Source organism: Streptomyces sp. NPDC045955, assembly GCF_056430805.1.
In genome coordinates this window covers 119,065-138,801 of the sequence record NZ_JBWKKY010000014.1, presented here as the reverse complement: position 1 = coordinate 138,801, position 19,737 = coordinate 119,065, and the positions used below count along the sequence as shown (strand labels likewise).

15 protein-coding genes are annotated in these 19,737 nt (G+C 72.7%); 8 read left to right on the top strand and 7 right to left on the bottom strand.

The window, feature by feature from the left end; translation table 11 throughout:
• Positions 1 to 28: 28 nt before the first annotated feature.
• Positions 29 to 1,204, bottom strand: coding sequence for an amidohydrolase (locus tag AC07F0_RS27540; protein WP_478982763.1), 1,176 nt, complete (start codon positions 1,202 to 1,204; stop codon positions 29 to 31).
• A gap of 423 nt (positions 1,205 to 1,627) precedes the next feature.
• On the opposite strand from AC07F0_RS27540, the gene AC07F0_RS27535 reads away from it, so the two are divergent.
• Positions 1,628 to 3,106 (top strand): aminotransferase class I/II-fold pyridoxal phosphate-dependent enzyme, encoded by a 1,479-nt coding sequence (locus AC07F0_RS27535; protein WP_478982761.1) that lies wholly within the window; start codon positions 1,628 to 1,630, stop codon positions 3,104 to 3,106.
• A 61-nt stretch (positions 3,107 to 3,167) separates the two neighbouring features.
• Here AC07F0_RS27535 and AC07F0_RS27530 read toward each other — a convergent pair whose 3' ends face one another.
• From AC07F0_RS27530 to AC07F0_RS27520, 3 genes are read right to left on the bottom strand one after another with little or no spacing between them, the layout of a single operon-like run.
• Complete coding sequence (locus AC07F0_RS27530; RefSeq protein ID WP_478982759.1) at positions 3,168 to 3,935, bottom strand: metallophosphoesterase family protein; 768 nt, start codon at positions 3,933 to 3,935, stop codon at positions 3,168 to 3,170.
• Positions 3,932 to 4,219 carry a BON domain-containing protein gene (locus tag AC07F0_RS27525; protein WP_478982757.1) on the bottom strand — a complete coding sequence of 96 codons (288 nt, stop codon included), beginning with the start codon at positions 4,217 to 4,219 and terminating at the stop codon, positions 3,932 to 3,934. Before AC07F0_RS27525 ends, AC07F0_RS27530 begins: the two co-directional genes overlap by 4 nt.
• Before the next feature lie 25 nt (positions 4,220 to 4,244).
• Positions 4,245 to 4,931 (bottom strand): nucleotidyltransferase family protein, encoded by a 687-nt coding sequence (locus AC07F0_RS27520; RefSeq protein ID WP_466206197.1) that lies wholly within the window; start codon positions 4,929 to 4,931, stop codon positions 4,245 to 4,247.
• Positions 4,932 to 5,459: 528 nt separating this feature from the next.
• Between AC07F0_RS27520 and AC07F0_RS27515 the strand changes: the two genes are divergently transcribed.
• Both AC07F0_RS27515 and AC07F0_RS27510 read left to right on the top strand, forming a co-directional pair.
• Positions 5,460 to 6,038, top strand: a complete 579-nt coding sequence (locus AC07F0_RS27515) for a hypothetical protein (RefSeq protein ID WP_478982755.1) — start codon at positions 5,460 to 5,462, stop codon at positions 6,036 to 6,038.
• 16 nt (positions 6,039 to 6,054) lie between these two features.
• Positions 6,055 to 10,392, top strand: a complete 4,338-nt coding sequence (locus tag AC07F0_RS27510) for a cation-translocating P-type ATPase (RefSeq protein WP_478982753.1) — start codon at positions 6,055 to 6,057, stop codon at positions 10,390 to 10,392.
• 87 nt (positions 10,393 to 10,479) lie between these two features.
• Here the strand turns inward: AC07F0_RS27510 and AC07F0_RS27505 are convergent, their stop codons facing one another.
• A complete protein-coding gene (locus AC07F0_RS27505) occupies positions 10,480 to 10,929 on the bottom strand; it encodes an SRPBCC family protein (protein WP_478982751.1) in 450 nt (149 codons plus the stop codon).
• 95 nt (positions 10,930 to 11,024) lie between these two features.
• Between AC07F0_RS27505 and AC07F0_RS27500 the strand changes: the two genes are divergently transcribed.
• Positions 11,025 to 11,477 (top strand): flavodoxin family protein, encoded by a 453-nt coding sequence (locus AC07F0_RS27500; RefSeq protein WP_478982749.1) that lies wholly within the window; start codon positions 11,025 to 11,027, stop codon positions 11,475 to 11,477.
• A gap of 5 nt (positions 11,478 to 11,482) precedes the next feature.
• On the opposite strand, the gene AC07F0_RS27495 is transcribed toward AC07F0_RS27500, so the two are convergent.
• Positions 11,483 to 12,643, bottom strand: a complete 1,161-nt coding sequence (locus AC07F0_RS27495; RefSeq protein ID WP_478982747.1) for a YihY/virulence factor BrkB family protein — start codon at positions 12,641 to 12,643, stop codon at positions 11,483 to 11,485.
• Between the two features lie 101 nt (positions 12,644 to 12,744).
• On the opposite strand from AC07F0_RS27495, the gene AC07F0_RS27490 reads away from it, so the two are divergent.
• The 4 genes from AC07F0_RS27490 (at position 12,745) to AC07F0_RS27475 (ending at position 17,457) form a co-directional block, all read left to right on the top strand.
• Positions 12,745 to 13,377 (top strand): GNAT family N-acetyltransferase, encoded by a 633-nt coding sequence (locus AC07F0_RS27490; RefSeq protein ID WP_478982745.1) that lies wholly within the window; start codon positions 12,745 to 12,747, stop codon positions 13,375 to 13,377.
• Between the two features lie 179 nt (positions 13,378 to 13,556).
• A complete protein-coding gene (locus AC07F0_RS27485) occupies positions 13,557 to 14,228 on the top strand; it encodes a lytic polysaccharide monooxygenase auxiliary activity family 9 protein (RefSeq protein WP_478982743.1) in 672 nt (223 codons plus the stop codon).
• 251 nt (positions 14,229 to 14,479) lie between these two features.
• Positions 14,480 to 16,516 (top strand): DUF1996 domain-containing protein, encoded by a 2,037-nt coding sequence (locus AC07F0_RS27480; RefSeq protein WP_478982742.1) that lies wholly within the window; start codon positions 14,480 to 14,482, stop codon positions 16,514 to 16,516.
• A 191-nt stretch (positions 16,517 to 16,707) separates the two neighbouring features.
• Positions 16,708 to 17,457: a sulfite exporter TauE/SafE family protein gene (locus AC07F0_RS27475; RefSeq protein WP_478982833.1), complete on the top strand. Its 750-nt coding sequence runs from the start codon at positions 16,708 to 16,710 to the stop codon at positions 17,455 to 17,457.
• Here AC07F0_RS27475 and AC07F0_RS27470 read toward each other — a convergent pair.
• Positions 17,384 to 19,705, bottom strand: a complete 2,322-nt coding sequence (locus tag AC07F0_RS27470; protein ID WP_478982740.1) for an MMPL family transporter — start codon at positions 19,703 to 19,705, stop codon at positions 17,384 to 17,386. The two genes, AC07F0_RS27475 and AC07F0_RS27470, sit on opposite strands and share 74 nt — an antisense overlap.
• Positions 19,706 to 19,737: the final 32 nt, after the last annotated feature.

The following is a 19,737-nucleotide window of genomic DNA, read 5'->3' as shown; positions in this document are numbered from 1 at the left end:
CCGCCCGGGGCGGAAGCACTCACCCGGTTCACGCCGCCCCGTGCCGCGCCCAGGCCTGCGCGCGCAGCTCCTCGGACAGCAGGACGTCCACGGCGGTGCACGCGAGGGCCTCCGTCGCGGCGACCAGCACCTCGCGGGCCCGCGGCGAGGCGGCGGCCTCGGCGAACTCCGGCGTGTGGTCGGAGCCGTCCTCGTCCATGATCGCGACGAACGGGTGGATGGCGGGCACCCGCCCACTGACGTTCCCGATGTCGGACGAGCCCAGGTACACCCCGGGCATGGGCGGTGAGAGCGGGATCCCGGCCCGGGACAGGTGCGCGGCGAACCGCTCGGACAGCGTCTCGCTGTCCCGGAAGTGCTCGTAGCGCACGGTGGCCCGCTCCACCTCGGCGGTCGTGCCCGTGGCCCGGGCCACCCCGGCGGCACACTCCCGCAACTGCGCCGTGAGGTCCTCCAGTGCCGGAGTCGTGGCCGCGCGCAGCCCGAACAGGCCCTCGGCGTACTCCGGGACGATGTTCGTGGCGATGCCGCCCTGGGTGACGATGCCCTGCACGTGCGAGCCCTCCGGCAGCCGGCGCCCCAGCACGGCCAGCACGTTGAACAGCTCCACCAGCGCCGCGAGCGCGTCGATGCCCTCGGTCGGGTTTCCCGTGGGGTGCGCGGACCGGCCGTGGAAGGCCACCCGGTACTGCACCTGCGCGGTCAGCGGCGCCCGCACCCAGCTGTGGACGCCCGGATGGAACATCAGCGCCGCGTCGACGCCGTCGAACACCCCGGCCTCCACCTCCAGGGCCTTGCCGCCGCCGCTCTCCTCGGCGGGCGTGCCCACCGCCAGCACCGACCCGGCCGCCTCCACCACCACGGCCCCCACCGCCAGCGCGGCTCCCAGGCCCGCCGCCGCGATGAGGTTGTGGCCGCACGCGTGACCGAGGCCGGGCAGGGCGTCGTACTCCAGCAGGAGCGCCACGGCGGGCCGGCCCTCGCCCGAGCGCGCCGTGAACGCGGTCGGCATCCCCGCCACTGCGCGCTCCACGACGAAACCGGCCCGCTCCAGCTCACCCGACAGCAGAGCGGCTGCCCGGTGCTCGGCGAAGGCGTACTCGGGCTCGGCGTGCAGCAGCGAGGCCACGCCCCACAACGCCTCGGCCCGCGCCGCCACCTCTTCCCGAACGGCTTGGTGCACGTCGTCGAGCGTGCGCTCCACAGGAACCTCCCCGGCGTCGGCTGCGGTGTGTCCCCGACCGGGTTTCACCGCCGGGTGCGGCGACACGCGCGGCGTCGTGGCCTGAGCCCGCAGATAACCCGCGAGGGTGTCCCCGGTAGGGGCGGGCGGGGCGATGTGCAGCTCGGCGCGACGAGGTGCCGCTGCGCCCACCCGTGCCGCCTGGGGGTACCTCCCAGGCCCTTAAGGCACTGGGGGAGGCACGACTGCCCGCAGCTAGGGCGGCCACGACACGCCCGCGGCTGTCCGGGCCGTGAGGCGGTGCCCCTGGGCGGGCACCGCCCGGTGCCGCGACAGCACGGCGTTTCGACCGGTGCCGGAGTGCAACACGGTCGGTGTACCCGTCGGGCCACGACAGTGTGGACGCCGCGGCGGCGGCCGGGCGGGCCGGACCTGGGAGGAACCATGGACCACTCGCGCGTGCCCGTCCTGGAGGCGCTGGAGGACTTCCGGCGCCGCGGCGACATCGCCTACGGCCCGCCGGGCCACAAGCAGGGCAGGGGAGTGGACCCACGGGTGGCGGAGATCGTCGGGCTCGACGTGTTCCGGTCCGACGTGCTCTCCCTCAACGGCCTCGACGACCGCCGCCAGTCGCAGGGCGTCCTCAGCCGGGCCCAAGAGCTCATGGCGGACGCGGTCGGCGCCGAGCAGGCGTTCTTCTCGACCTGCGGCAGCTCCCTGTCCGTGAAGACCGCCATGCTGGCCGCGGCCGGGCCGGGCGAGAAGCTCCTGCTGTCGCGCAACGCCCACAAGTCGGTCATCGCGGCCGTCGTCGTCAACGGCGTCGAACCGATCTGGGTGCACCCGAAGTCCGACGCCGAACGGCATTTGGCCCACCCGCCCGAGCCCGACGACGTCCGCCGGCGGCTCCGGGAACACCCCGACGCCAAGGGCATGCTGCTCATCACGCCCACCGACTGGGGCTCCTGCGCGGACATCGGGGGAGTGGCCCGGGTGTGCCACGAGTTCGACGTGCCCGTCATCGTCGACGAGGCCTGGGGCGCCCACCTGCCGTTCCACCCCGGCCTGCCCGCCTGGGGGATGGACGCCGAGGCCGACCTGGTCGTGACGAGCGTGCACAAGATGGGCGGGGCCGTGGAACAGAGCTCCGTCTTCCACCTCCAGTACGACCGCGTCTCGCCCGAGGCCCTCAGGCAGCGCGAGGACCTGCTCGGCACCACCAGCGCCTCCTCCCTCGTGTACGCCACGCTCGACGGCTGGCGCCGCCAGATGGTCGAACAGGGGTACGAGCTCCTGGAAGCCGCCATCCGCCGGGCCGAACGCATCCGGGCGGCGGTCACCGAGCTGCCGGGTCTGCGGCCCATGGGCCGCGAGGTCGTGGAGGAGGGGCTCGCCGCCGACCTCGATCCGCTCAAGCTCGTCATCGACGTACGCAAGCTCGGCATCAGCGGCATGCAGGCCTCGGAGTGGCTGCGCACCCACCGGCACGTGGACGTCGGCGGCTCGGATACCTGCCGCGTCAGCGCCTCGATCACGTACGCGGACGACGACGAGACCGAGACGGTCCTGGTGGACGCCCTGGCCGAGCTCGTCGAGCGGGCGGACACCATCGAGCGGCGGCCGCCGGTCCACCTGCCCGAGCCCTCGGCCCTGGAGCTGGAGCAGGCCATGCTGCCCCGCGAGGCGTTCTTCGCCCCGGTCGAGCATGTGCCCGCCGAGCGGGCCGCGGGACGGATCGCCGCGGAGATGATCAGCCCCTACCCGCCGGGCGTGCCCGTCGTGGCACCCGGCGAGGTGGTCACCGACGAGGTCCTGGACTACCTGCGCAGCGGTGTCGAGCACGGGGTCCTCATCCCCGACGCGGCGGACTCCTCCGTCCGCACCCTGCGCGTGGTGGCACGAGGGTCAACCACTCATCCCTGAGGTGTGAAAAAGTACTCGACCCGGTCGAGCACCATGGAGCGGCGGAGGGGGACCGGGCCGTCTAGTGGGCCGCGGGTGCTGCGGCCCCGGTGGTGGCGGCGTGGTCGTGGACGGGCAGGTGGTAGACGTGGAAGGCCCGCCCGATGACCGGCTGGGCGACGTTGCGCACCCGCACGCCGCCGCTCGTCATGCCGTGTTCCGTGCCGGCGTGCGCGTGCCCGTGCACGGCGAGGTCGGCGCCGGCGGTGTCGATCGCCTCCGCCAGCAGATAGCTGCCCAGGAACGGATAGATCTCCAGCGGCTCGCCCGCCAGCGTGTCCGGGACGGGGGAGAAGTGGGTCAGGGCGATCCGCGCGTCACAGCCCTCCTCGCCCAACTGCTCCAGGGACGTGCGCAGGCCGTCGGCGCACCGGCGCGAGTACCTGACGAACTCCTTCATGACCGGCTCGCCGAACTCCCCGGCGCAGCGGCCGACGAAGCCGCCGCCGAACCCCTTGGTGCCGGCCACGCCGATCCGCGCCCCGCCGCTCGTCACGACCGTCCCCTGCCCCTCCAGGACGTGGGCGCCGGCGTCCCGGAGGATGGCCGTGACCTCGTCGGGCCGGTCGTCGTGATGGTCGTGGTTGCCCAGCACGGCGACCACCGGGACCCCGAGGTCCCGGATCTCCCGGGCCACCACCCGGGCCTCCTCGGGGGTGCCGTGCCGGGTCAGGTCGCCGGCCAGCAGCAGGAGGTCGGCGCACTCGGGCAGGGTCTCGAAGGCGGGGCGGAGCAGGCCCTGGTCGCCGGGCCCCAGGTGGATGTCTCCGACGGCTGCGATGCGGATCATGCGAGTTCCTCCGCGTGGTCGGGGGAGGACGTCTCGGTCACCACGAGGTCGCTGTGCACCGGGAATCCGGCGAGCTCCTCGTGGACGGTGCGCAGAATCTCCTCGCGGCAGGGCGCCGACGGCACGGTGCCGGTGAGCAGCACCGTCTGGCCGCGGGCCTCGACCCGGACGCCCAGTTCACCGAGCTCACCGGAGGCGAGGCGCTCCTGGAGGTGGGCGATCCGGTAGTCCAGGTTCTGCGCCGGCTCCCCGCCGCCCGTGTGCTGTGAGCCGTGGGTAGTCATGGTGTTCCTTCCGCATCAGACGGCATCAGATGACGTTCAGGCGCTCCAGGAGGAAGAAGAAGGCGGCGGGCATGGGAGCGTCCCCGCACTCACGCCGCACCCGTTCCCAGTCGACCTTCTCGCGCAGGGCACGCGCGATGGGCAGGGCCGCGCCGAAGTCGCAGTGGTGCTCGGAGAAGGCGGCGATCAGGCTCCACAGCAGGTCGGTCGGGGCCAGTACGGGCATGCGCACCGAGTCGACGGAGACCTCCTCCGCCCGCTCCAGCATGTCCGCGCCGACCGGCTGGTGCGCCAGCTCGAAGATGATGTCCACCGGCTGGCCGAAGCACGTGGCCTTGATCAGCCAGTCCTCCGGCGGGCTGTAGACCGTCAGCCCGGCCTCGCGGAGCGTGGCCGCCACCGCGTCCGCGTCCTCGGGGCGGATGGCGAAGTCGACGTCGTGCTGGAGGTTCTTCTCCCCGCCGTGGGCGTAGGCGGCCACGCTCCCCGCCAGCGCGAACAGATGCCCCTTGCGCTTCAGCACGGCACCGACCTGCTTGGCCGCCTCCAGGATCGCCTGGTTGCGGTCCAGGGGCAGCTCCTGCGGCGGCTCGTCGGCCTGCGGGTCCTGTGGCGGCGCGGGCGGCGCGGGCTCGGGCTGGTCCGGGGCCAGCCGGAAATCGGGGATTCCCGGTCGCCGGACGAGCGTCGCGTCATCACCGTTCTGCGTCATGACCACTCCATTCGCCGAACCGGACACCCGCCGCCGCGCGGCGCCCGGACCCGTGACGGCCTTGCGTGCCTGCTCTGAGTACCCGGAGCGGTGCCCCCGACACGGCAGGTCTCGACGAGCACCTGAGCCGAGGCCCGCTTTTCGCCATGGCGTCGACGCCCCACCCCCGTAGGAAGGAGCACCCCGTGAACAAGCCGCCGTACGTCCTGCTCACCGCCCTGGTCATGGCGGCTTCACCGCGCCCGCGCACGCCGACGTGACGCGCCCGGCGGACAGTCACCGCGAGCCAGTGCATCGCCGCCGGCGGCATGATCGTCATCTCCGCCGTGGGCGGCGGATCACAGTCGTACATCAAGCGCGGCATGGGCGGCGTCCACCACGGCGAGACCGGCCTGCGGGACATCGACTGAGACCCGATCGCGGCCTCGGCCGAACACGACAAGCGCTCGCTCCGGCAAAGGCGGAATATGGGGCAGAGAGCTGGGAAACCGGTGGAAGCCGCTGGACAACGCGCTTGTGGAGGTCGCCATGAACCAGGACACATCACGTTCGCCCGATCTTCCGCAGCCGTTGCGGGCCGTCGCCTCGGGGCTGAGGCATCTGCCGGGTGCGGAGCAGGTGGGCAAGGTGGCCGGAGACGCCCTGGACCGGATCGGCGCGGTGTCGCCGCGCGGCCGCCGGATGGCCGTCTACGCCGGTGCCGGAGTGCTCGGCGTGGCCGGAGTCGTGGAGTGGCCGGTGGCGCTGACCGGCGCGGCCGTCGCCTGGCTGACCCAGCCGAAGCCGGGACAGCGTCCCGACGGCGCGTCGGGGAACGGCGGCACGCAGACCGCCGGGGCCGGGGAACGCGGCGCCGACGTCCAGGTCGTGCCGGACGACGAGGGCACCTCCTCGTACGGCCCCGGCGACAAGCTCGCCCCCTCCCACTACCGGCACAACCGCCCGGAACACCACGTCCACGAACAGCCCGCCAAGGTGGGCGACACCGTCACCGCCTCCGCGCTGAAGCAGGTCGCCGAGGCCACCGCGCACCACGACCCGCACGGCGAGGAGCCGGACCGAGAGCAGGCACACCGGCACGGACACGACAGCCGGCCCAACGGCTGAGTCGGGACAACAGGAGATGCTCACACGCTTCGACGTCGCCCCGCTCGTCGGGGCCATGGCCGGGGCGGCGGCAGGCGCCGCCCGCAGCACGGCCCAGGGAGTGACGTCCGCCTACGACACCACACGGCGCGTCCGCAACGTCGCGCGCAACGCCCTGTCCGGCGCACAGCACTGGCAGGCGGGGCAGCGCGTCCACATCGCCCTTCGGCGGTCCGACGGCGACATCGGCGGCATCGCCCGCAAGGTCGCCGGGGAACTGCTCGACCACCCGGACGTCATCGCGGCGTACTGGGACGAGGGACTGTCCCGCCTGGTGATCACCGTGGCCGAGGACGCCGTCACCGACCGCGTCAGCGAACGCGCCACCGCGCTCGCCACCCGCCTCGGCCTGACCGAGGGCGCCGACCCCGAGGCCGAGGAGGCCACCCACCCCGGCGACCCCGGCGAAGTGCGCCTCACCGCGGCGGCGATCCTGCTGGACGCCGCAGGCGCCGCCGGTGCCCTGGCCGGCCGGTCCCTGCGCCTGCCGCCCACCTCACGCATCGTCACCGCCACCGTCATGCTGCTGCGGGAGAACCCCCGCTTCCGGGCGCTGCTCCGGCAAAGGCTCGGCACCCACGGCATGGAACTCGTCCTCGCCGCCGCGAACGCCGCCGCGCACGGCGTCGGCCAGACCCCGCTGGCGCTCGTGCTCGACGGCCTGCTGCGCAGCAGTCAGCTGACCGAAGCCGTGGCCAGGGCCGCGGCCTTCGAGGCACTGCACGACGACATCTGCCACGAGCAGCGCACCAGCCTGCCCTGCCCCCCGGACACCCGGCCGCCGCTCAAGGTGACGCCCGCGCAGGAGTACGCCTCCCACGCCAGCACCGGCAGCCTCGCCGGCGCCGCCGCCACCCTCCTCGTCACGCACTCCGCGGGGGAAGCGGCCGAAGCCGTCCTCGCCGGATCCCCTAAGGCGGCCCGGTACGGACCGGCCGCCTTCAACGCGACCCTCGGCACCTTCCTCGCCCGGGCCGGGATCCTCGTGCGCAGCGCGGAGCGCCTGCGCCAGCTGGAGATCGCCGACGCCCTCGTCCTGCACGCCGACGCCCTGCGCAGCCGGCGGCAGGACGCCGGACGCGACCTGGACGGGCCGGCCGACGACCCGGTCCATCCCTTCGCCGAGGCCGTCCTCGACGCCGCCCGCCGGGCAGGACTGCACGTCGTGATCGCCGGCGGCTCCGACCTGAGGGACATCACCCGGCTCGCCGACGAGGTCGCCCCCGGCGCCAAGCCGTTCGGAGACGTCGTACGGGCCCTCCAGGACGACGGTCACGTCGTGCTGACCGTCGCCCGCCTCGACGGCTCCGGCGACGGGCACGTGGCGGCCGGACTGCCCGCCGGCGATGTGGCGATCGCCCTCACCGACGACCGCGCGGCCGTCTCCTGGGGCGCCGACGCGCTGGCCCCGGGCGGACTCCCCGACGTCTGGCGGCTGCTGACGGCGATCCCGGCGGCCCGGCGCGTCGCACGCCGCTCGCAGACCCTGGCCCGCGCGGGGGCGGCCCTGTCGGGGCTCCTGGTCGCGCGCGGCGGGCAGCCCCCGGGCCGCAGGCTCCTGTGGCCCCTCACCCGGCACGCCCCCGTCAACATCGCCGCCGCGAACGCCCTGCTCACGGGCTGGCTCGAAGCCGTCCGGGTGGCCCGGGCCACCCCGCCCCCGCCCCGGCTGCACATCCCCTGGCACGCCCTGGAACCCCACGAGGCCCGTGACCGGCTGGGACGCACCGACCGCGACGGGGAGCCCACCGGACTCGCCCTGCTCGCCGACCGCTCGCGGCAGCAGGCCGCTCGCGTCGGCCGCCACCCGGCCGTGGCGCCCGTCCGCTGGACCTGGCAGGCCGCCGGCGCCGTACGCCGCGAACTCGACGATCCGCTCACCCCCGTCCTGGCCACGGGCGCCGTCGCCTCGGCGCTGCTCGGCTCGCTCGTCGACGCGCTGCTGGTCGTCGGCGCCATGGACCTCAACGCCGTGACCGGCGGACTCCAGCGGATGCGCGCCGAACAGGCACTGGCCCGGCTGGCTGCCCGGCAGCAGCCCAAGGCCCGCAAGCGGGACGGCCGCAGGCGCACCGTCACCGTCGACGCCGCCCGGCTGCGCCCCGGCGACGAGATCACCCTCGGCGCCGGCGACGTCGTACCGGCCGACGCCCGGCTGCTCGACGTCGACGGTCTCGAAGTCGACGAGTCGGCGCTCACCGGCGAGTCCCTCCCGGTCGCCAAGACCGTCGAGGCCACCCCCGGCCTGCCGGTGGCCCAGCGCACCTGCATGGTGTTCGAGGGCACCACCGTCGTGGCCGGCAGCGCCACCGCCCTCGTCGTCGACACCGGCGACCAGACCGAGGCGGGCCGCGCCGTCACGCTCGCCGCCCGCACCCCGCCGCCCGCCGGTGTACAGGCCCGGCTCCAGGAACTGACCAGCAAGGCCCTGCCGATGACCTTCACCGGCGGCGCGGCCGTGACCGGGCTGTCCCTGCTGCGCGGCAGCCCCGTACGACGCGCCGTCAGCGGCGGTGTCGCGGTCGCGGTCGCCGCCGTGCCGGAGGGGCTCCCGCTCGTCGCGACGGTCGCGCAGATGGCCGCCGCCCGCAGGCTGTCCCGGCGCGGCGTCCTGGTCCGCACCCCGCGCACCCTGGAGGCGCTCGGGCGGGTCGACACCGTCTGCTTCGACAAGACCGGCACCCTCACCGAGAACAAACTGCGCCTGGTCCGCGTCGCCACCGCCGACGGCACCGTCCTGTCCGTGGAGTCCGAACAGGCCGTACCGCTCCTGCGCCTGGCCGCCCGCGCGTGCCCGCAGGAGGAGACGGGACAGGGCCGCCGGGTCGCGCACGCCACCGACGAGGCCGTCCTCGACGTCGCCCCGCCCGACCAGGGCTGGACACCGACCGGCGAGCTGCCCTTCGAGACACGGCGCGGCTACGCCGCCGCGGTCGGCCGCGACGGCGACCCGGACTTCGGCGAACTCCTCGTCGTCAAGGGCGCCCCCGAGACGATCCTGCCCGCCTGCCGGAACCTCCCCGACGGCACGACCGACACCGCCCACGAACTGGCGGGACAGGGACTGCGCGTCCTCGCCGTCGCCCGGCGCCCCTGCCGGGCCGGCGACGCCGACGCCGAACTCGACGCGCCGCTCGCGGACCTGGAGTTCAGCGGTTTCGTCGCCCTCGCCGACGTGCCCCGCGAGACCTCACACGCCCTGCTCGCGGAACTGCGCCGCTCCGGCATCCTGCCCGTCATGCTCACCGGCGACCACCCGCAGACCGCCCGCGCCATCGCCCTGCAACTGGGCTGGCCGGACGAGACCGAGGCGGTGACCGGGGACGAACTCGTCGCCATGGAGCGCCGCGAACGCGTCCGGGTGCTGCGCGGTGCGGGCGTCATCGCCCGGGTCGCACCCGAGCAGAAGCTGCACGTCGTGGAGGCGCTGCAACAGGCCGGACGGGTCGTGGCGATGGCCGGTGACGGCGCCAACGACGCCGCTGCCATCCGCGCCGCCGACGTCGGGGTCGGCATCGAGTCCCGCGGCTCCGCGGCCGCCCGCAACGCCGCCGACCTCGTGCTCACCTCCGGCGACCTGTCCGTCCTGGTGGACGCGGTCGCCGAGGGCCGTGCCCTGTGGCGCAGCGTCGCCGACGCGGTGAGCATCCTCATCGGCGGCAACGCCGGCGAGGTCGGCTTCAGTGTCCTCGGCACCCTGCTGGCCGGCGCCTCGCCCCTGTCGACGCGTCAGCTGCTGCTGGTCAACCTGCTCACCGACATGTTCCCGGCCATGGCGGTGGCGGTCACGCCGAGCGACGATCCCTCGACGGCGGAGCACGCCGCGACCGGCCCGATGGGTCTCGACGTCCTCGGCGCGCCGTTGTTGCGCTCCATCCGGCGCCGGGGCATCACCACCTGCCTCGGCGCGGTCACGGCGTACCTCATCGGCCGCCTCACCCCCGGCACCGAACGCCGGTCCACCACCATGGCCCTGTGCGGCGTGGTCGGCGCCCAGCTCGTGCAGACCCTCTCCGGCCGGCGCCACAGCCCGCTGGTGTGGGTCACTGCCCTCGGCTCCGCCGCCGTGCTCGCCGCCCTCGTCCAGACGCCCGGCGTCAGCCACTTCTTCGGCTGCACCCCGCTGGGACCCGTGGGCTGGGCCGGCGTGGCCCTGGCCATCGCCCTCTCGGCGCTGGCCCCGCGCCTGGAGCGCCTCCAGGCGGTCCACACCCTCTACGACGCCGCGACACGACTCGCCCTGCGCCTCAACGGCCTGACCCAGGAGGTCCGGGAACGGCTGCAGAGCGGGACGGCCCGGCCGGCGGTGGCGTAGGAACGGGCGACGACAGCGCCAGGACAGCCCGGCAGACAGAAGGCGGCCGCCACCACGATCAGTGGTGGCGGCCGTCGTTCCCGCGGATCAGACCTCGCCGCGCCAGGCCCCGGTCTCCGTCCCCCGGGCCTCCATGAACTGCTTGAACCGCCGCAGATCACCGGAGACCTGCCGCTTCACGAACCCGAGCTTGTCGCCCACGGTCTCGGCCAGGCCACTGGGGTCGAACTCCATCTGGAGCATGACCTTGGTCGTGTCGTCCTGGATCCGGTGGAAGGTGACCACACCGGCTTGCTTGGCCTCGCCGTTCACGGTGGTCCAGGCGACCCGCTCGTCGGGGATCTGCTCGGTGATCTCCGCGTCGAACTCCCGCTCCTGGCCGCCGACCTTCGTCACCCAGTGCGTCAGGGTGTCCGTGCGCTGTTCGATACGCTCCACGCCGTCCATGAACTGGGGGAAGTCCTCGAACTGCGTCCACTGGTTGTACGCGGTGTGCACCGGGACGCGGACCTCGATGGATTCCTCTACCTGTGACAAGGCGGTACCTTCCTTTCTCGTACGGAGAGCGACGGACGGGTACCAGTTCTCGCGCCGGACACTCATGGTCGTCACGACTTGTAAGGTCGGTCGACGTGGCCACCTTGCTGATCGTCCATCACACGCCCTCGCCCAACTGCCAGGCGATGTTCGAAGCCGTCGTCTCCGGGGCGAGCGACCCCGAGATCGAGGACGTCCGGGTCGTCCGCGTGCCGGCGCTCGCCGCCACCGCCTCCGACGTCCTCGCCGCCGACGGCTACCTCCTCGGCACCCCCGCCAACCTCGGCTACATGTCGGGCGCCCTCAAGCACTTCTTCGACCAGGTCTACTACCCCTGCCTCGACGCGACCCGCGGCCGGCCCTTCGGTTACTGGGTGCACGGTGGCAACGACGTCACCGGGGCCGTGCGGGGCATCGAGTCGATCACGACGGGTCTCGGCTGGCGCCGCGCCGCCGAGGCCGTGACGGTGACCGGCGAGCCCGGCAAGGATGACATCGAGAAGTGCTGGGAACTGGGCGCGACGGTCGCCGCCGGACTCATGGGCTGAACGGATCAGGTCCCTTCCATGCGGCGCCGGTCCTGTTCGTCCCACGCACGGGTGTCACGCGGCTGCGTGTACGGCTCCGTCTCGGGCGGATGACCACCGGCGATGGCCCGCTGCCGGACCGTCTCGGCGTCGAACTCCAGGCCCAGCAGGATCGCCAGGTTGGTGATCCACAGCCACACCAGGAAGACGATGACGCCGGCCATCGTGCCGTAGGTCTTGTTGTACGAGGCGAAGTTGGCCACGTAGACCGCGAAGCCGGCCGACGCGATCATCCAGATCAGCAGAGCCAGCAGACTGCCCGGCGTGATCCAGCGGAACCCCTTCACCTTGGCGTTCGGGGTCGCCCAGTACAGGATCGCGATCATGATCGTGACCAGCACCACCAGAGCAGGCCACTTGGCGATCGACCAGACCGTCAGCGCGGTGTCCCCGATCCCGAGCGTGGTTCCGATCTGCCGGGCCAGTCCACCCGTGAAGACCACGATCAGCGCGCTGATCACGGCCAGCACCATCAGCACGACCGTCACGGCCACCCGCACCGGCAGCAGCTTCCACACCGGCCGGCCCTCGGGCATGTCGTAGACGGCGTTGGCGGAGCGGATGAACGCCCCCACGTAGCCGGAGGCCGACCACACCGCGAGGACCAGACCGACGATCGCCATCAGCGAGCCGATCCCGGCGTTGCCCTGCAACTGCTCGACGGCCCGGGTGATGATGTCGCGGGCCGAGCCGGGGGCGAGCTGCTGGACGTTGTCGAGCACCTTGTCGGTGGTCGACTTGCCGGTGAGGCCCAGCAGCGACACCAGCACCAGCAGCGCCGGGAACAGCGCCAGCACCCCGTAGTACGTGAGGGCCGCCGCCCGGTCGGCCAGCTCGTCGTCCTTGAACTCCCGCAGGCTCCCCTTCAGCACCGCACCCCACGACTTCCGGGGGAGTTCACTCGGGCTGTCCGGCGCGGCCCGCTCCACCTCGGGTCCCGGGCCGGGCTCCTGGTCGGGCCCGGGGCCGGGCCTTTCCGCGGCCGGAGCGGCAGCCCGGGCCGGCGAGGAGTCCCGAGGCGGGGCCTCGCTCGTGTGATGTTCTTTTCGTCCCGGAATATGCAGCTTCACCATGGGAGCCGGGTAACCCCGAGCCGTGCGGTTAAGCCGCGCTCGGTCGAAGACCATCCCTGGCCGACTCGCCCTCGCAGGACCCCCGCTGCTCCACCGCCGCTCCAGCCTCTCCGATCGGATTGCGGGAGCGCTCCCAGCGCGGGCACGATGCCGTCATGACCACGCTCCCCGCCATCCGCCCGTACCGCCCCGAGGACCGTCCGGCCCTGGACGAGATCTGCGTCCGCACCGCGCACAACGGCCAGGACAGCCGCCCTCACTACACGGACCCCGGCATCTTCCCGGTCACCTTCGCGGCTCCGTACGTCCATCTGGAGCCGGACCTGGCGTTCGTGCTGGACGACGGCCAGGGACGGGCGGTCGGCTACATCCTCGGTACCGCGGACACCGCGCGCTTCGCCGAGGCCTTCCGCAGCACATGGCTGCCGCTGGTCGCCGACCGCTACCCGAAGCCGCCGGAGCCGCCCCGCACTCCGGACGAGGCGATGGCGGAACTGCTGCACAACCCCGAGCGGATGGTGCTGCGCGAACTCGCGGCCTACCCCGCCCACCTGCACATCGACCTGCTGCCCGAGTGGCAGGGGAGCGGCCACGGCCGCCGCCTGATGCGGACGTTCCTGGCGACCCTCCAGGACAGGGGAGTGCCGGCCGTGCACCTGGCCATGGCGACCGCCAACACCCGGGCCAGGGCCTTCTACGACCGCATGGGCTTCCATGAACTGGACTTCCCCGAGCCCGGTCCGGCCACCTACCTCGGCCGCACCACGAAGGAACTCGACCGGCTCTGAAAGACCCTCTCGACGCATCGAACACGCCACGAGGCACGGAAGTGGCGCAAACGCACGTTGCCGACCCCGGCCATCCGGCGCAGCCTGGCAGTGCGGGAGCGCTCCCACACGCACGCTCCCGCACCCCCACGGAACGGCATCGAGAGCACTGCAACCCCCACATCCGAAAGAAGGAGATCATGAATTGTCATGGTCATGCTCATAGGGTCCGCTCCCGCTTGACGCTTGCCGTGAGCGTCCTGGTCGCCGCGCTGCTCAGCGTCCTCCCCTGGAGTGGCACCGCCGTCGCCCACGGCTCGGTCGTCGACCCGGCCTCCCGCAACTACGGCTGCTGGCTGCGCTGGGGCAGCGACTTCCAGAACCCCGCGATGGCGCAGCAGGACCCCATGTGCTGGCAGGCGTGGCAGGACAACCCCAACGCCATGTGGAACTGGAACGGCCTGTACCGCAACGGCTCGGGCGGCAACTTCCAGGCCGTGGTCCCCGACGGCCAGCTGTGCAGCGGCGGACGCACTGAGGGCGGCCGGTACAACTCCCTGGACACGGTGGGCGCCTGGAAGACGGCCGACATCGGCGCCGACTTCACCGTGAAGTTGTACGACCAGGCCAGCCACGGCGCCGACTACTTCCTGGTGTACGTCACACGGCAGGGCTTCGACCCCGCCACCCAGCCGCTGACATGGAACGACCTGCGGCTCGTCGCGCGTACCGGCAAGTACGCGCCCAGCCAGAACTACGAGATTCCCGTGCGCACTTCGGGCCTGAGCGGCCGGCACGTCGTCTACACGATCTGGCAGGCGTCGCACATGGACCAGACCTACTTCCTGTGCAGTGATGTGAACTTCCGCTGACCTGCGGTTCCCCGCCGGTCCACGAGACCGGCGGGGTCCGGGTGTTGGCGGCTTCATGAGAGTTCTCCGAAAGTTTTCGAGACGCGTGAACACGCCAGTGCTCCCGTACGTATGGGGCGGGGGGATTTTCATGCCCGGTACGCCACAAGCGCAGGAGAGCACCCTTGGGACGCAACACGCGAAGACGCCCTACCGGCCCACGACGCGCGACCTTCGCCGCATTCGCACTGATCCTCGGCGGAGGCGGCCTGATGGCCGCGAACGTCTACGCCTCCGCGACCGACGGCGGTTCGGGCGGTGACTCGGCCCAGACGCGGTCCGGTACGGGGGTCCGGACCGCGGGCTCCACGATCGACTGCCCCGACGTGGGCAGCAAGCTCACGTCGGTCCCCGAGCAGGCGCGGGGGGAGGTCGACAAGGAACTCGCCCTCCTGGACGAGCAGATCGCCAAGGCCTACCAGCGCCTGAGCGAGTCCGCGCAGCAGGTGCAGCAGGACTCCGGCTTCGCCGACAACGCAATCATGAACCCGCTGAAGGACAAGCGGGCCGCGGCCCTCGAACGCATCGCGATCGCCATCGACCGGGTGGGGGACCGCCCCGAAGGGCTCGAGGCCCTCGCCGCCTGCACCGTACGGGATTCCGGCAACCAGACCCCCGCGCAGGGCGAGGGCCAGGACGGCGACGGCGGCCAACAGCCCGGCCAGGAGCAGGGGCAGGACGGCCAGCAGCAGGGCGACGGCCAAGGCGCCAATGGCGGACAGGCGGGCAACGGCCCCGTCGCCTCCGACTTCGCGCCCATCACCAGCGTCCAGCCCAACGCCGGCGGCCCGCGCCAGGGGACGAAGGCCTCCCGGGGCTCCTTCGTCACCGACTGCGGCGTGAACGAGAACGGCGTGTTCAACTCCGACAACATCATCGCCGCCCCGGGCGTCACCAACGGCGCCCACCACTTCCACGACTACGTCGGGAACCAGGCCAACAACGCCTTCGCCAGCGATCAGGACCTCGCGGACGCCAAGACCAGTTGCGTCGACCAGGGCGACAAGTCCTCCTACTACTGGCCCGTGCTGCGCCTGCAGAACGGCACCCAGGAGCAGGACGCCAAGTCGCCCGGCGGCGGCATCGAGGGCAACGCCGGCGAGATCGTCACGCCGAAGCAGGTCACGCTGACCTTCGTGGGGAATCCGCGCGACAAGGTCACCGAGATGCCGCGGCTGCTGCGCATCATCACCGGTGACGCCAAGTCGTTCGTCAACGGCCCGGCCAACGCCAACGCCTCCTGGAGCTGCACGGGCTTCGAGGACCGGCAGCTGAAGGACAAGTACCCGCTGTGCCCGCAGGGCAGCGACGTGGTGCGCACCTTCAAGTTCCAGAGCTGCTGGGACGGCCGCAACATCGACAGCGCCAACCACCGCACCCACGTGGCGTTCACGGACGCCGCCGGCAACTGCCCGTCCGGCTTCCGGCCCATCCCGCAGCTTGTCCAGCGCATCGTCTACGACGTCGACGCGCCGAGCCTGGAGGACGGCGGCCGTACGACGCCGCTGTTCGCGGTGGACTCCTTCCCGGAGCAGCTGCACAAGCCGGTCACGGACCACGGCGACTTCATCAACGTCTTCGACGAGGAACTGATGCGGGAGATGGCCGACTGCATCAACGACGGCCGCACGTGCGGCGCCGGGGCGGAAGCCGAGCCGGGCGACAACCCGCAGGAGGAGCCGCAGGAGGAGCCGACGAAGGAGCAGCCGACGAAGGCCCCCGCGGAGCCGACGAAGGCCCCCGAGGCCCCGCAGGAGCAGCCCACCCGCACCCCGGACGCCCCGCAGGACGGCAACGCCGGCGGCAAGCCCGGCGACACGGGTGACGGCGACGGCGGGAAGGGCGACGGCAACGGCGGGAAGGACCAGGCCGCCAAGCCCCCGGTGACGAACAAGCCGGCCCCCGAGCCGGAGCAGCCGGAGCAGGACGGTTCGCCCACGGCCGCGCCGCGCACCGACGAGCCGGAGGTGTTCGCGACGCCCACGCCCGAAGGCGGCGCCGCGAACACCGGCGAGCAGAGCGGCTCGAAGGACGACGCAGGCGAGGACACGGACGGCCTCGGCCAGTCCCAGGCCGTCGGAACGGCGACCAGCGCCGCTCCCACCCCGTCGGACCCGTCCCGGACCGAGCCCCAGGCGGTCGGCAGCGGCGGTCTCGCCGACACCGGCGCCCAGCTCTGGCCGGCCGCGGCGGGCGCCGTCCTGGTCATCGCGGGCTTCGTCGTCCTGCGCCGCGTCAGGCGAGGCTGACGGACAGCACCGGCACGACCGGCGAACGGCGGCGGGATCCGGCCCGGATCCCGCCGCCGTTGATCATTCCCGGCCATCCGCCGCTCTTCGACGGCCGCCGAACCGACCACCCTCTAGCGTGATCCCATGCACCTCACCAGGAACGCCGGACTCGGCGGCGCCGGCGGAGCGGCGCTGTGACGCCGGGCGAGATGGCGGCCGTGTTCGCCGCCGGTACGGGCGCGGGCGCCGTCAACGCCGTCGTCGGCTCGGGAACGCTGATCACCTTCCCGGTCCTGCTCGCCACCGGCCTGCCCCCGGTCACCGCCACGGTGTCCAACGGGCTCGGCCTGGTCCCCGGCTCCATCAGCGCGGCCATCGGCTACCGCGAGGAACTCCGCGGGCAGCGACGCCGCGTCCTGCTGCTCGGCATCGGTGCCGTACTGGGCGGCCTCGCCGGCGCCGTCCTGCTGCTGACCCTGCCCGCATCCGCCTTCGAGCGGATCGTTCCGGTCCTCGTGAGCCTCGCCCTCGTCCTGGTCGCCTGCCAGCCGCTGATCGGCAAGAGGGTGCGCCGCCGTCGCCCGGCAGCTGGTCCCGCCCGTCGTGACGGCGGCCCGCTGCTGTTCACCGGCCTGACGCTCGCCAGCGTCTACGGCGGCTACTTCTCCGCGGCGCAGGGCATCATCTACGTCTCCCTGATGGGCATGCTGCTCGACGACACACTCCAGCGGCTCAACGCCGTCAAGAACGTGCTGGCCGCCGTCGTCAACACCGTCGCCGCGGTGCTCTTCCTCTTCTTCGCGGAGTTCGACTGGACGGCCGTCCTGCTCATCGCCGTGGGTTCCGCACTGGGCGGCCTGATCGGAGCCAGGACGGGCCGCCGCTTCAGTCCCGCCGTCCTGCGCACCCTGATCGTGTCCGTCGGTACCGTCGCCCTGGTCCACCTGGTGCTTCATTGACCCCCATCGCCTGGGCCCCTCCGCCCTCGGCGTCGATGTGCGGCAGCATCCGGTCCAGCCACCGCGGAGCCCACCAGGCGTGCCGCCCCAGCAGTGTCATCACGGCCGGCACCATCAGCAGGCGTACCACGGTGGCGTCGATGAGCACGCTGACGGCCAGCCCCAGTCCGAGCATCTTGACCACGATGCTGTCGCTGACGATGAACGCCGCGAACACGCTCACCATGATCAGCGCGGCGCAGGTGATGACCCGGGCCGTGATCTCCAGGGCGTGCGCGACCGAGGCCTTGGCGTCCCCGGTGCGCAGCCACGCCTCGTGGACCCGGGACAGCAGGAAGATCTCGTAGTCCATGCTGAGGCCGAAGATGATGGCGAACATCATCATCGGTACATAACTCTCGATGGGGACCGTGCCGTTGACGCCGAGGGCGGGGCCGCCCCAGCCCCACTGGAACACCGCGACGACCACGCCGTACGAGGCGGCGATCGACAGGATGTTGAGGACGGCGGCCTTCACGGCGACGAGCAGCCCCCGGAACACGGCCAGGATGATCAGGAACGCCAGGGCCACCACCACGGCGATGATCACCGCCAGCCGGGAGGCGACGATGTCACGGAAGTCGACCTGCGCCGCCGTCGTACCCGTGACGTACCCTTTGGCTTCCGTGCCCCGGACGGCGTCCGGCAGCGTGTCGTCGACCAGACGGTTGGCCAGGTCCGTGGTCGTGGCGCTCTGCGGGGACGACGTCGAGTAGACCGTGCCGACCAGGACGTCTCCGTCCTGGGTGGCCGTCAGGGGCGTGACGACGGCGGCGTCTTGGGCCGAGTCGAGCGTCTGCTGGGCCTTCGAGGCCAGACCGGAGCGCTGTGAGTCCGGTACGTCCGTCTGGTCGATGACGACCGTCAGCGGACCGTTGGACCCGGGCCCGAACGCGTCCGTCATCAGGTCGTACGCCCGCCGGTCGGTGAAGGACGTCGGGTCGGCGCCGTCACCGATGTGGCCGAGCCGGATGGACAGCACCGGGATCGCCAGGACGACGATCACCGCGACACCCGCCGCGAGGAACCACAGCGGCCTGCGCTCCACTCGCTGCGCGTACCGGTGCCAGGTGCCCTGCGGCGCGTCACCCGCCCCGGCGTCGGTCTCGGCGACGGGGCGCCGCACCCGGTAGCGGTCGATGTGCCGGCCGAGGAGCCCGAGCAGGGCCGGGACCAGGGTGAGCGCTCCGGCGACGGCCGAGACGACCGTGACGGCGGCGGCGAACCCGAGCTTGGCGATGAAGGAGACCCCCGACGCGGACAGGCCCGCCAGGGCGATGATCACGGTGCAGCCGGAGACGAGTACGGCGCGGCCGCTGGTGGCGGCCGCCTGCCCGGCGGCCCGCACCGGGTCCGCCCCGTCGAGGAGGTTCTGCCGGTGACGGGTGATCAGGAACAGGGCGTAGTCGATCCCGACGCCCAGTCCGATCATCGTGGCCAGCGTCGGTGAGACGGTCGCGAAGGTGAACGCGGCGGCCAGCAGGCCGAGGATCGCGAGACCGGCGACGACGCTGATCAGCGCGGTCAGCAGTGGGACACCGGCGGCGATCACACTCCCGAACCCGACCAGCAGCACGATGACGGCCACGCCGAACCCGATCATTTCGCTCACCCGGTCGTCGGCGGCCGGCCGGGCGAGCTCGCCGAGCGGTCCGCCGTACTCCACCTCCGCCCCTGCCGAACGCAGCGGCTGTACGGCGTCGTCGACCCCGTTCAGATAGTCGTCGCCGAGGGTCGACGGCTGCACGTCGAAGCGGACGGTGATGTAGGCCGTCTTCCCGTCGTCCGACAACGGCCCCACGTTCTGCTGCGACTGGCCGGAGGACGAACCCGGGGCGGAGAGCGGGTTCTGGGCCGACAGGACGTGCGGCAGCTTCCCCAGGTCGGCGACGGTGGTGGACATCTGGGAGCTCAGTGAGGACAGGGACTGCCCGTCGTCCTGCAGCACGATCTGGCTGCTGTAGCCGCCGGCCTGCGGATCGTGCTTCTTCAGCACGTCCAGGCCCTTCTGCGACTGAGCCTGCGGCAGGGTGAAGTTGTCGGAGTACGTGCCCCCGACCGAGCGGCTGACGACCTGGAGGACCACCAGCGCCACGACCCAGGCGATGACGACGACCACGAAGTGGCGCGCGCACCACTCGCCCAGCCGCCGCAGCAGACCCGCCCGTGCGGCCTTCTCGTCCCCTGCGCCGGTGCGGGTGTGCGGCATGGCCGTGGACTCCTGTGTGGGACGGGACGTGC